9 protein-coding genes are annotated in these 12,599 nt (G+C 69.3%); all 9 read left to right on the forward strand.

Annotation, left to right across the window (positions count from 1 at the left end; translation table 11 throughout):
• Positions 1 to 41: 41 nt before the first annotated feature.
• The 9 genes from BDW27_RS14475 (at position 42) to BDW27_RS28080 (ending at position 12,598) form a co-directional block, all read left to right on the forward strand.
• Positions 42 to 2,633 carry an L-aspartate oxidase gene (locus tag BDW27_RS14475; protein ID WP_110049655.1) on the forward strand — a complete coding sequence of 864 codons (2,592 nt, stop codon included), beginning with the start codon at positions 42 to 44 and terminating at the stop codon, positions 2,631 to 2,633.
• 61 nt (positions 2,634 to 2,694) lie between these two features.
• Entirely contained in the window at positions 2,695 to 3,477 is a 783-nt protein-coding gene (locus BDW27_RS14480) for a type III pantothenate kinase (protein ID WP_017542912.1), read from the forward strand.
• Between the two features lie 111 nt (positions 3,478 to 3,588).
• The gene (gene lysX / locus BDW27_RS14485) at positions 3,589 to 5,088 is read left to right on the forward strand and encodes a bifunctional lysylphosphatidylglycerol synthetase/lysine--tRNA ligase LysX (RefSeq protein WP_017542913.1); all 1,500 of its coding nucleotides are present in this window, start codon (positions 3,589 to 3,591) and stop codon (positions 5,086 to 5,088) included.
• A 703-nt stretch (positions 5,089 to 5,791) separates the two neighbouring features.
• A complete protein-coding gene (locus BDW27_RS14490) occupies positions 5,792 to 6,115 on the forward strand; it encodes a LuxR C-terminal-related transcriptional regulator (RefSeq protein ID WP_110049656.1) in 324 nt (107 codons plus the stop codon).
• A gap of 123 nt (positions 6,116 to 6,238) precedes the next feature.
• Positions 6,239 to 6,820, forward strand: coding sequence for an amino-acid N-acetyltransferase (locus BDW27_RS14495; RefSeq protein ID WP_026128961.1), 582 nt, complete (start codon positions 6,239 to 6,241; stop codon positions 6,818 to 6,820).
• Positions 6,821 to 7,270: 450 nt separating this feature from the next.
• The gene (locus BDW27_RS14500; RefSeq protein WP_026128962.1) at positions 7,271 to 7,552 is read left to right on the forward strand and encodes a hypothetical protein; all 282 of its coding nucleotides are present in this window, start codon (positions 7,271 to 7,273) and stop codon (positions 7,550 to 7,552) included.
• 216 nt (positions 7,553 to 7,768) lie between these two features.
• Complete coding sequence (locus BDW27_RS14505; RefSeq protein WP_017542917.1) at positions 7,769 to 8,107, forward strand: Lsr2 family protein; 339 nt, start codon at positions 7,769 to 7,771, stop codon at positions 8,105 to 8,107.
• A gap of 814 nt (positions 8,108 to 8,921) precedes the next feature.
• Positions 8,922 to 11,426, forward strand: a complete 2,505-nt coding sequence (locus BDW27_RS14510) for an ATP-dependent Clp protease ATP-binding subunit (RefSeq protein WP_083927449.1) — start codon at positions 8,922 to 8,924, stop codon at positions 11,424 to 11,426.
• A 116-nt stretch (positions 11,427 to 11,542) separates the two neighbouring features.
• Entirely contained in the window at positions 11,543 to 12,598 is a 1,056-nt protein-coding gene (locus tag BDW27_RS28080) for a DUF3105 domain-containing protein (protein WP_304592352.1), read from the forward strand.
• The last annotated feature ends 1 nt before the right edge of the window (position 12,599 follow it).

The following is a 12,599-nucleotide window of genomic DNA, read 5'->3' on the forward strand; positions in this document are numbered from 1 at the left end:
CCCCAGCCGCCGTCCGCCACAGCCCCCAAAAGAGAACCAAGATGACACCTGCCAGACAGACCCGGATCGAGGCCCCGGAACCGGGGTGGACCGTCCACGCCGACGTGGCCGTGGTCGGCTCGGGCATCGCGGGCCTGAGCACCGCCCTGCGCTACGTCCGCCGCACCGGAACGGGCCGGGTCGTCCTGGTCACCAAGGACCGGCTCTCGACGGGCTCCACCGCCTACGCCCAGGGTGGCATCGCCGCGGCCATGGCCCCCGAGGACGGGCCGGTCGCCCACATGGTCGACACCCTCCTGGCCGGGGCCGGGATGTGCGACCCCCACGCGGTGCACGTCCTGGCCACCGAGGGGCCCGACGCGCTGCGCTGGCTCATCTCCCTCGGCGCCGAGTTCGACCGGGACGACGACGGGGAGCTGTCCCTGACCCGCGAGGGCGGACACCGCGCCGACCGGGTCGCCCACGCGGGCGGCGACGCCACCGGAGCCGAGATCCAGCGGGCCCTGGTCCAGGCGGTCCTGTCCGAGGAACGGATCGAGGTCGTCGAACACGCGGTGGCCCTGGACGCCCTGCGCGACCCGGACGGCGGCGCGGTGCTCGGCGCCACCCTGCACGTCATGGGGGAGGGGGAGCGCGACGGCGTCGGCGCCGTCCTGGCCCCCGCCCTGGTGCTGGCCACCGGGGGGATGGGACAGGTCTTCGCCGCCACCACCAACCCGACCGTGTCCACGGGTGACGGCCTCGCGCTCGCCGCCCGCGCCGGGGCCCGCCTGCGCGACCTGGAGTTCATCCAGTTCCATCCGACCGTGCTCTGGCTCGGCCCGGACGCGCGCGGCCGCCAGCCCCTGGTCTCGGAGGCCCTGCGCGGCGAGGGCGCCTACCTCGTCGACGCCGAGGGCCGCCGGATCATGGAGGGGGTGCACGAGCTCGGTGACCTCGCCCCCCGCGACGTCGTGGCCCGCACCATCGCCCGGACCATGGCCGAACAGGACACCGACCACGTGTTCCTGGAGACCCGGCACTTCGGCCGGGCCACCTGGGAGCGCCGCTTCCCGACCATCCTCGCCTCCTGCCGCTCCCACGGCATCGACCCGCTCACCCAGGTGATCCCGGTGGCTCCGGCGGCGCACTACGCGTCCGGCGGGGTGGAGGTCGACATCGACGGCCGCACCGGGGTCCCCGGGTTGTGGGCGGTGGGCGAGGTGGCCCGCACCGGCGTGCACGGGGCCAACCGCCTGGCCTCCAACTCGCTCCTGGAGGGGCTGGTCTACGCCGACCGGATCGCCGACCGCCTGGCCCGGGGCCCGGAGCGGAACCCGGGGACCGCGCGGACCACCGGGGCCACCACACCGCTGGTCGACCCGGCCACCTCCGCCACGGTCCGCGCCCTGATGTCCCGCGACGCCGGGGTCCTGCGCACCGGCCAGGGACTGGCCGCGCTGGTCGACCGGCTCGACTCACTGGCGGCCCCCGCCGCGCACGTCGCCCCGGACGTCGCCGCATGGGAGGCCACCAACCTGCTCACGGTGGCGCGCCTCGTGGCGGCCGCCGCGCTCCACCGCACCGAGAGCCGGGGCGCGCACCAGCGCGCCGACACACCCGAACCCCGGCCCGAGCTGCGCGTGCGGCCCGTGGTCGTCCGACTGGAAGGGGAAACGATCGTGACCACCGACGAGATCCGGGAGGCGTCGCTGCCGCCCGCCCTCGTGGCCGAACTCGACGCCATCGCCCTCCCCCTGGCCCAGCCCGACCCCGCGCCCGAGGCGCGCGCCGAGTTCACGCTTCCGTGGACCGCCCCCCACCAGTCCCACGTGGACACCGTCCGCCGCGCCCTCGCGGAGGACCTCACCGCCGGTCCCCGGATCGACGTCACCACCGTGGCCACCATCCCCGCCGACCAGGTCCGCACCGCCCACGTGGTGGCCCGCGCCCACGGCACCGTCAGCGGGCTCCCCCTCGCGGAACTCGTCTTCTGGATGGTGGCCGAGGGCGCCGTGGACGTCTCCCGGGTGGCCAGGGACGGCGACTCCGTCAAGCGCGGCGACGTGCTCATGACCGTCACCGCCCGTACCCGTGACCTGCTCACCGCCGAACGCACCGCGCTCAACCTGCTCACCCACATGTCCGGCATCGCCACCGCCACGCGCACCTGGGTGGATGCCGTGGCCGGTACCGGGGCGCGGATCCGGGACAGCCGGAAGACCACCCCGGGGCTGCGCGCGCTCGACAAGTACGCGGTCCGCTGCGGCGGCGGGGTCAACCACCGCTACTGCCTCAGCGACGCCGGGCTGGTCAAGGACAACCACGTGGTCGCCGCCGGGGGAGTGGCCGAGGCGGTCCGCGCCATCCGCGCGCGCTTCCCGGACCTGCCCCTGGAGGTGGAGGTGGACCGGATCGACCAGATCGAGGACGCGCTGTCCGCCGGGGCCGAGGAGATCCTGCTGGACAACTTCCCCGTGGAGCGGCTGACCGAGGCCGTGGCACTCGTGGACGGCCGCGCCCGCCTGGAGTCCAGCGGTGGACTCACCCTCGACGTGGCCGCCGACGTCGCCCGCACCGGAGTCGACTACCTGGCGGTCGGGGCGCTCACCCACTCCAGCCCGGCACTGGATATCGCGCTCGACCTGTTGTGAGGGAGCCACTTGGTGGAAGATTCCTTGGGTACACACCAATTCGACCAGTGAGGCCCCCAGAATGCTGCTCGCGATCGACGTCGGCAACTCCGAGACGGTCTTCGGTCTCTTCGACTCCGACGACCTTCTCGAACACTGGAGAGTGGGAACCGACACCAGACGCACCGCGGACGAGTGGGCGGTGGTCCTGCGCGGGCTCATCGACGGCAGCTCCCTGAACGACCAGAGCGAGATCGACGGCATCGCGATGTGCTGCTCGGTCCCCTCGGTCCAGCACGAGATGCGGGACATGTTCCGCCGCCACTTCGGCGACCGGCCCGCGGTGATCGTCGAACCGGGGGTGAAGACGGGCGTGCCGATCCGCATGGACAACCCCAAGGAGGTGGGCAGCGACCGGATCATCAACGCGCTGGCCGCCAGCCACCTCTACGGGGGGCCCAGCGTGGTGGTGGACTTCGGGACCGCGACCACCTTCGACGCCGTGAGCTCCAAGGGCGAGTACGTGGGCGGCGCCATCGCCCCGGGCATCGACATCTCGGTGGACGCCCTCTCCCGGCGCGGGGCGCAGCTGCACATGGTCGAGATCGTGAGGCCGCGCTCCGCGATCGCCAAGAACACCACGGAGGCGCTGCGCTCGGGAATCGTGTTCGGGTTCGCCGGGCAGGTCGACGGCATCGTGGACCGCATGGTCGCGGAGCTGACGGACAACCCGGACGACGTGACGGTGGTCGCCACCGGCGGCCTGGCGGGAACGGTGGTCGGCGAGTGCGAGACCGTCGACGTCCACGAACCCTGGCTCACCCTCACCGGGCTGCGCCTGGTCTTCGAGCGCAACGCCGGCTGACCCAGGGGTGGGCGGCCCCGCGCCCACCCGCCCGTCCGCACCCGGGCCCCACCACCGCGCTCCCGCTCGCTCGGTGCCCTCGGGGGCGCTGGCGCCGGTAGGATCGGGCCCGTGAATGACACGCACGACGACTATGACGACCTGCCCGAACAGATGCGGGTCCGGCGGCAGAAGCTGGACCGTCTCCGGGAGGAGGGCACCGACCCCTTCCCCGTGAACTACCCGCGGACGACGTCGATCGGTCCCGTGCGTGAGAAACACCAGGGCCTGGAGCCCGACACCCACACCGGCGCGAAGGTCGCCATCGCCGGTCGCGTCATGCTCTACCGCTCCGGCGGCAAGCTGTGCTTCGCGACCCTGCGCGACGAGACCGGGGACGTGCAGATCATGCTGTCCCTGGACCAGGTCGGCAAGGAGGGCCTGGACGCCTGGAAGGCCGACGTCGACCTCGGTGACCACGTGGGTGTGGAGGGCGAGGTCATCACCTCCCGCCGCGGCGAGCTCTCCATCCTGGTGAGCGACTGGACGCTGACGGCCAAGTGCCTGCGCCCGCTCCCGGAGAAGCACAAGGGCCTGACCGACCCCGAGGCCCGGGTGCGCCAGCGCTACGTGGACCTCATCGTGAACCCCGAGTCGCAGCAGATGGTGCGCAGCCGTTCGGCCGCCATCCGGGCGATCCGCGAGGGGCTGAGCTCCCGCGACTACATCGAGGTCGAGACCCCGATGCTCATGCGCGTGCACGGCGGCGCCACCGCGCGCCCGTTCGTCACGCACATCAACGCCTACGACATGGATCTCTACCTGCGCATCGCCCCCGAGCTGTCGCTGAAGCGCCTGGTCGTGGGCGGCCTGGAGAAGGTCTTCGAGGTCAACCGGAACTTCCGGAACGAGGGCGCGGACTCCACGCACAACCCCGAGTTCACGATGCTGGAGTTCTACCAGGCCTACGCCGACTACGACGACGTGGCGGAGGTGACCCGCGAGCTCATCCAGGAGGCCGCCCGCGCGGTCTTCGGCTCCACCACGATCGAGCGTGACGGCGAGACCTTCGACCTGGGCGGGGAGTGGCCGCGCGTCACGCTGTACGGCTCGGTCTCGGAGGCCCTGGGTGCCGAGGTCACCCCGAGGACGCCGATCGAGGAGGTCCGTCGCCTGGCCGAGGCCAAGGGCGTCGAGTACAGCCACGAGTGGGGTCAGGGCAAGCTGGTGGAGCACGTCTTCGAGGAGCTGGTGGAGCACACGCTCGTCCAGCCCACGTTCGTGTGCGACTTCCCTCTGGAGACCAGTCCGCTGACTCGTCAGCACCGCGAGGACCCGCTGCTCACCGAGAAGTGGGACCTGATCGGGTTCGGCATGGAGCTCGGCACGGGCTTCTCCGAGCTGGTGGACCCGGTCGAGCAGCGCCGCCGCCTGACCGAGCAGTCGCTGATGGCCGCCGACGGCGACCCCGAGGCGATGCAGCTCGACGAGGACTTCCTGCGCGCGCTGGAGTACGGCATGCCTCCCACCGGCGGTGTGGGGATCGGTATCGACCGTTTGCTCATGGCCTTCACTGGAAAGAACATCCGGGAGACCGTGCTCTTCCCGATCGTCAAGCCCTCCGGGGACTAGGGCGCGTTCCCCGATCCCGAGGAGGGAAGGGGAAAAAGCGAAACCCTTGTAGCGGGATGACCGAAAAGTGGGAGTCGGGGCCGTCGCACCTCAGGTGCGGCGGCCCCGAGTCGTGGATGCCAGCGAGAGCGCAAATGTGTCCGACGCCACGAGACTCGGCTCACTTTCCGGCCAGACGGAACAAACCACCCGCCAGAACAGCATGTCCTGTGGGGAAGAGCCCGGTTTTTCCCTTGAAAGTTGAGTTATCGGAGCCCCGATAAAGTTGGAGATTGTTTACGCAGGTCAGGCTGGGGAGGATATTTCCCGACGCGTGAACTTGTGACGCACGGGCTTTGCATCATCACGCATGGTGATTTATTGGGCCTTGACGGTATCATCCGCTCCGCTTAGCGTGCTGAGGGCGGACTTCGGTCCGCGAGTTTGCCGAAGTGATCGAGAACAACGGTGAGCCGGGGCCCGGGTCGAGACACGATCCGGACAACCCGCCGCACACGTATCCACGACGAGGTCTGTCCGTCCCAGACCGCGACGCCCGGGGTCCGTGTGTCTCGTGCTCCCCTCCTACTCCCACCCCTGTGCCAGAGGGGCTCCGGGGGCGGTCGGGGTGGTCGGGACTCACCCGCGCCGACAGCCAGTCGACGCGCTTGACTCCTCGGTGACGAGTTGATGTTCCGCACTCACATGGATGAGGGAGGACGGAGTGGAACAGGCCACACTCGTACGACGTACCGTTGAGGACCAGAACACCCTCTCGCCACGGGAGCACAGGGAGAACGTCGTTCCCCTGCAGGCCCGGTCGCGCGAGAACGCGTTCAACGGCCCCTACACGCCGGTCGAGCTGAGTCACGAGGAGCTCGAACTGCTCGCCGAGATCGCCACCGGTGTCACCACCGAAGTGGCCGCTCGGCACCTCGAGCTCAGCGCCCGGACCCTGCGGCGTCGCATTCGCAACATCTGCGACGTGCTGGGCGTGAACACACCCATCGAGGCGGTCGTGTGGGCCGCGAGGCGTCAGCTCATCTGATCTGACGCCACCCGGCGACCGCCGGGAGACACCGCGGGCATACCGGCCCAGCAGGCCGAGCTTTCGACCACCGGATGAGGAGCGTTCCGGTGGGAGGTCGCTTGGGCGTAGTCTGGTCCGGCTATGCCCGTTCGTCATGTCCGGATCCGTCGCGCCAGGACGCGTGACGTGACCCACATCCGCCGCCTCGTCGACACCTACTCCGTCGACCGCCGCGTGCTCTCCAAGAGCACCGTCAACCTCTACGAGGACATCCAGGAGTTCTGGGTGGCCGAGGCGGAGAGCGTTCCCGAGCCGGCGCCCGGCGCACACGCCGAGCCGGAGGGTGAGCTCAGGGTGGTCGGCTGCGGCGCCCTCCACGTGCTCTGGGAGGACCTCGCCGAGGTGCGCACCGTCGCCGTGGACCCCTCCCTGCGCGGTTTCGGCGTCGGACACCGAATCGTGACCGAACTGCTGGACGCGGCCCGCGAGTTGGGCGTACGCCGTGTGTTCTGTCTGACATTCGAGACCGGTTTCTTCGCCAAACACGGCTTTGCCCCGATCCAGGGCACCCCGGTCTCGTTCCGTGTCTACGAGGAACTCCTGCGTTCCTATGACGAGGGCGTGGCGGAATTCCTTGACCTGGAGCGGGTCAAACCCAACACCCTGGGGAACACTCGGATGCTTGTACACCTCGACGGGAGTCCGGCAAGCGTGTCCGGCTAAAGCTTTTGGGTCCCGGATAGGGACGGGCTTCGCCTTCGGAACGGTTCGCCGGATCCCCCGATGGCCCTAGGTCCTTAACCGCACCGGGTGGTATGGGTGTGGAACAAGGCAGGTAATGTGTACCTGCGTCCGTCAGGATCGCCGGTTCCCCGGTGAAGTGACGACGGGACGTTCGGCATCCCGGATTTTTGGGACACCGTCCGCGATCGCCCGACTCCGTGACGGAGGTCTTCCGCGCGGAGGTGGAACAGTCGACCGGACATTGGCCACCATCAGGCTTTGAAGGACCATCTTCGGTACGTCCGGTGTCAAGTCGGGGGGCAAACGATGTCTATGATGTCTGGTATGCGTTTGCCCGGCGGTGCCGGAGCGCCATCCCCCACGGCAGGCCCGACACTGAGTCGGGTATTTGCTGCAATAAGTAACAACCAGGAAGGGTAGGCCGCTTCGATGGGTGACTTTTTGTCATCGGTGCTTCCCCCTGGACTGATCGACGTATTGTCCGCGCTCATCCCGCCCGTGGTTGTCGCGACCGTGTTCTGTGCCTTCGTCATCAAGCTGCTGCGCAAGGAGATGGCCCCGCGCAGGATGGACGGAAGCCTGGTCAGCGACGCGGCCAAGGATGAGGAGGCCGCGGTCGACAACGACGCGGCCGGGGTCGACGAGACCAAGGCGACGAACGAGACGCCGATTGCCCAGGATGGGGAACGTACCGAATCCGAGGCCCGTTAGATACTGTGCCTCGCTGAACCCGGTCCCCAGCGCCCACGGCGCCGGGGGTCAGCGTGTGCGGGCCAACTCGCCGGCCCCGCGCTGCTCCGGCGACCCCGAATCTCGTCGCCCCGGGTCCAGGTGATTTCTGGCACGCCGGGAATTGTCTTTCGCGTTCTCGCGAGATAGCTTTATATTCAGGTGTGGAGACACCGCTCTGCTGAAAGGTTTGATTCCATGGCACAGAAGGTCCAGGTTTTCCTGGTCGACGACCTCGACGGCGGCGAGGCCGAGGAGACGGTGACGTTCGGTCTCGATGGATCGACGTACGAAATCGACCTCAGCGCGGGTAATGCCGCCAAGCTCCGTGAGGCTCTTACTCCGTTCATTGAGGCCTCCCGCAAGGCCCCCGCGAAGCAGGCACGCGGTACCGCTCGTCGCGGTACCCGGAATGCTCCCAGCCGTGAGCGCAGCGCCGAGATTCGCGCCTGGGCGAAGGCCGCAGGGAAGCCCGTCAATGAGCGCGGCCGTATCCCCGCGGCCATCGTCGCCGAATACGAGGCCGTCAAGGGTTAGGTTTGCCGCCGCTACGCGGCGGAATAGGGGTGGGTCCTGGTCGACATTTCGCCCCATGCGTCACCGACGCGGTGTCCCGAACCCGTTCGTCCCGAGGCCCGGTTCCCGAGGCCTGTGACACCGGGACGAGAGGGCGCGCCGATGAACGTGAGGCCCTGTGGGCACGGATCCCGACCCGAGGCCGGGGAGGCTTCGGAATGGACCCGTGGTCCCCGGCGTTCACCGAAGGCGGAGAGCGACGCGGATGACGTGACACGCGCGGTACCCCCGCCCACGAGGCGGCCCGGTACACCGGCGTGTCGGCGCGAGGTCGCGGTCGCGGTCGCGGCACCGCCGACAGGAGCCCGCGAGCGAGAGAGTCCGGCCCCCCGGCCCGCCGCCGGGGTGGCACGCACGCGGGTCGTCCCGGGTCACCAGGGTCACTCCGGGAGATGGTTCGGTCCATTTCCGCTTGAAGAACAACACGGCTTCCGCTTGTTCGCTTAGAGCCGACAATCCGGCTTACGCACGTGCGGCCCGGGCACTCTCGTGATGGATGGGAGTCCCGGGCCGTTCGCCTTCGGCGTACAGGGAAATCTGACGCGCCAATTGGTAGTTGGATGTTGGGTGAACGCCCTATCGTCGGGGAAAGTCTCTGGCACGGACGGCTGCGGTCGGCCGTACGGAGACGTCCACCCTGTCGGCAGCCGCCGGAAGGGTGGGCGGGTGCGACAGTGCTCCCCGGGGCGGTTAATCCCTGTGGGGCCTATATGCGGAAGAGTCGGGTCGGTCATCGCCGTCCCTGCCTGACCGCTCTGTAGAGGAGCGACGAGACATGTTCGAGAGGTTTACCGACCGCGCGCGGCGAGTGGTGGTTCTGGCTCAGGAAGAAGCCAGGATGCTCAACCACAACTACATCGGTACGGAGCACATCCTGCTCGGCCTCATCCACGAGGGTGAGGGTGTCGCCGCCAAGGCTCTCGAGAGCCTTGGTATCAGCCTCGAAGCGGTTCGGCAGCAGGTCGAGGAGATCATCGGTCAGGGCCAGCAGGCGCCGTCGGGACACATTCCCTTCACCCCGCGCGCCAAGAAGGTCCTTGAGCTGTCGCTGCGCGAGGCGCTTCAGCTCGGCCACAACTACATCGGTACCGAGCACATACTGCTGGGCCTGATCCGCGAGGGCGAGGGCGTCGCCGCCCAGGTCCTCGTGAAGCTCGGCGCGGACCTCAACCGTGTCCGCCAGCAGGTCATCCAGCTGCTGCACGGCTACCAGGGCAAGGAGCCGCAGGCCACCGGTGCCTCCTCCGAGTCCACCCCCTCCACCTCGCTGGTGCTGGACCAGTTCGGCCGCAACCTGACGCAGGCCGCGCGTGAGTCCAAGCTCGACCCGGTCATCGGCCGGGACAAGGAAATCGAGCGCGTCATGCAGGTGCTCTCACGGCGCACCAAGAACAACCCGGTGCTCATCGGTGAGCCCGGTGTCGGTAAGACCGCCGTGGTCGAGGGGCTCGCGCAGAAGATCGTCAAGGGTGAGATCCCCGAGACGCTCAAGGACAAGCAGCTGTACACGCTCGACCTGGGCGCCCTGGTCGCGGGCAGCCGCTACCGCGGTGACTTCGAGGAGCGCCTCAAGAAGGTGCTCAAGGAGATCCGCACCCGCGGTGACATCATCCTCTTCATCGACGAGCTGCACACGCTGGTCGGCGCGGGCGCGGCGGAGGGTGCCATAGACGCCGCCTCCATCCTGAAGCCCATGCTGGCCCGGGGTGAGCTCCAGACCATCGGTGCGACCACGCTCGACGAGTACCGCAAGTACCTGGAGAAGGACGCCGCGCTGGAGCGCCGCTTCCAGCCGATCCAGGTGGACGAGCCGACGATCACGCACGCCATCGAGATCCTCAAGGGTCTGCGTGACCGCTACGAGGCCCACCACCGGGTCTCCATCACCGACAGCGCCCTTGTGGCCGCCGCGCAGCTGGCCGACCGCTACATCAGCGACCGGTTCCTGCCGGACAAGGCGATCGACCTCATCGACGAGGCCGGCTCCCGGATGCGCATCCGCCGGATGACCGCTCCGCCGGACCTGCGCGAGTTCGACGAGAAGATCGCCGGCGTGCGCCGCGACAAGGAATCGGCCATCGACGAGCAGGACTTCGAGAAGGCCGCGTCCCTGCGCGACGACGAGAAGCAGCTTCTCAACAAGAAGGCGCAGCGGGAGAAGGAGTGGAAGGCCGGCGACATGGACGTCGTGGCCGAGGTCGACGAGGAGCTCATCGCCGAGGTCCTGGCCGCGTCCACCGGCATCCCCGTCTTCAAGCTGACCGAGGAGGAGAGCTCCCGCCTGCTGCGCATGGAGGACGAGCTGCACCGCCGGGTCATCGGCCAGGAGGACGCCATCAAGGCGCTCTCCCAGGCGATCCGCCGTACCCGCGCCGGTCTGAAGGACCCCAAGCGCCCCGGTGGTTCGTTCATCTTCGCCGGTCCGTCCGGTGTGGGTAAGACCGAGCTGTCCAAGACCCTGGCCGAGTTCCTGTTCGGGGACGAGGACTCGCTGATCCAGCTGGACATGTCCGAGTTCATGGAGAAGCACACGGTCTCGCGGCTGTTCGGTTCCCCGCCCGGCTACGTCGGTTACGAGGAGGGCGGCCAGCTCACCGAGAAGGTGCGCCGCAAGCCGTTCTCCGTGGTCCTGTTCGACGAGATCGAGAAGGCCCACAACGACATCTTCAACTCTCTGCTCCAGGTGCTGGAGGAGGGTCGTCTCACCGACGCCCAGGGTCGCAACGTCGACTTCAAGAACACGGTCATCATCATGACGACCAACCTGGGTACGCGGGACATCTCCAAGGGCCAGGCCATGGGCTTCGCCAAGGAGGACGACGCCAACACCAACTACGAGCGGATGAAGGCGAAGGTCAGCGAGGAGCTCAAGACCAACTTCCGGCCGGAGTTCCTCAACCGTGTGGACGACGTCATCGTCTTCCACCAGCTGACGGAGAAGGAGATCTTCCAGATCGTCGACCTGATGATCACGAGCCTGGACAACCGGCTCAAGGAGAAGGACATGGGCATCGAGCTGCGCCCCAAGGCGAAGCAGATCCTGTCCGAGCGCGGATTCGACCCGGTCCTGGGCGCGAGGCCGCTGCGTCGCACGATCCAGCGGGAGATCGAGGACCAGCTCTCCGAGAAGATCCTCTTCGGCGACATCAAGGCGGGTCAGATCGTCGTGATCGACGCCGAGGGCGAGGGCACGGACGCGAAGTTCACCTTCAAGGGTGTGCCGAAGCCCGCCGCGGTGCCGGACACCCCCGAGGTGGAGTCCGCCGCCAAGGGCGAGTAGTGGACCCAGCCGGTCCCGTACCGGCGGTGGTCTGAGGACGGGGGCATCCCTTCGGGGGTGCCCCCTTCGTCGTTTCCCGAAGCGAGGGAAGGCGGTCGGACGCTAGGGTGCCGTCCGTGGCCAATCCAAACGAACCCCGCCCAGACGGCTCCCAGCCGCCGCAGTCGGCGTCCCTCGGTTCCCCGTTCCCGCACGGCCCCTCGGGGCCGCACGACGCCCCTCAGGGGCCTCCGGCGGGCCAGGGTCCGCCCCCCGGTCCCGTGCCGCAGGGGCCGTGGCCCCCGCACCCCCCTCAGGGCCAGTACCCGCAGGGTCCGACCCCGCAGGCCCAGTACCCGCAGGGCCCGCCCCCGCAGGGCCAGTACCCCCAGGGCCCGCCGCCCGGTCCGGGACACCCGCCGCAGGGACCCCCGCCCGGTTACGCGTACCAGGGTCCGCCGCCCGGGTTCGCGCACCCCGGCCAGCCGCCCCAGGGCCCGCCGCCCGGCCAGCCGCCGTACGGGCACCCCGGAGCGCCCGCGCCCGGCGGCCGTTCGGCCGCTCCGTGGATCATCGGCGGGGTCGGCCTGGCGCTGGTCCTGGTGGCCGGAACGGTCCTCGGCGCCTTCTGGCTGTACGACGGCAACGCGGGGCCGGACCAGGCGAGCGGCTCGGATGGTTCCGGCGGGTCCGGAGGCGCGCGGACCGAGGGCGTCGAGACCTTCGAGGACCTGTCCAAGGACCACGTGGAGACGGGCGTGACCGTCGACTACGAGCAGTTCCCGCCGGTGGGCGGGGAGCACTACGGCTTCTGGCAGAACTGCGGGGTGTACGACGAGCCGGTCCTGACGGAGGCGGCCGTCCACTCCCTGGAGCACGGGGCGGTGTGGATCACCCACGATCCCGCACTGTCCGACGACGAGGTGGCGACGCTGACCGAGCACCACACGGAGGGCTCGTACGTGCTGGTCAGCCCGATGGAGGACCTGCCGTCACCCGTGGTGGCCTCGGCCTGGGGCGCCCAGCTCAAGCTGGACGACCCGGCCGACCCGCGCCTGGCGGACTTCCTCCTGGAGTACGAGCAGAGCCCCTACGCTCCCGAGCCCGGCGCTCCGTGCAGCGGCGCCTTCGACGGCACCCAGGCGGAGTTCGACGCCGAGGGGGCCGGAGAGGTCGGGGCCCGGATGAACTGAG

Source organism: Nocardiopsis sp. L17-MgMaSL7, assembly GCF_003182025.1.
GTDB classification, from domain to species: domain Bacteria; phylum Actinomycetota; class Actinomycetes; order Streptosporangiales; family Streptosporangiaceae; genus Nocardiopsis; species Nocardiopsis prasina.

Excerpts from the sequence above, each read along its gene's own strand:
- BDW27_RS14480 (WP_017542912.1), top strand. The coding sequence starts at position 2,695 with ATGCTGCTCGCGATCGACGTCGGCAACTCCGAGACGGTCTTCGGTCTC.
- BDW27_RS14500 (WP_026128962.1), top strand. The coding sequence starts at position 7,271 with ATGGGTGACTTTTTGTCATCGGTGCTTCCCCCTGGACTGATCGACGTA.
- BDW27_RS14495 (WP_026128961.1), top strand. The coding sequence starts at position 6,239 with ATGCCCGTTCGTCATGTCCGGATCCGTCGCGCCAGGACGCGTGACGTG.
- BDW27_RS14505 (WP_017542917.1), top strand. The coding sequence starts at position 7,769 with ATGGCACAGAAGGTCCAGGTTTTCCTGGTCGACGACCTCGACGGCGGC.
- BDW27_RS14475 (WP_110049655.1), top strand. The coding sequence starts at position 42 with ATGACACCTGCCAGACAGACCCGGATCGAGGCCCCGGAACCGGGGTGG.
- BDW27_RS14510 (WP_083927449.1), top strand. The coding sequence starts at position 8,922 with ATGTTCGAGAGGTTTACCGACCGCGCGCGGCGAGTGGTGGTTCTGGCT.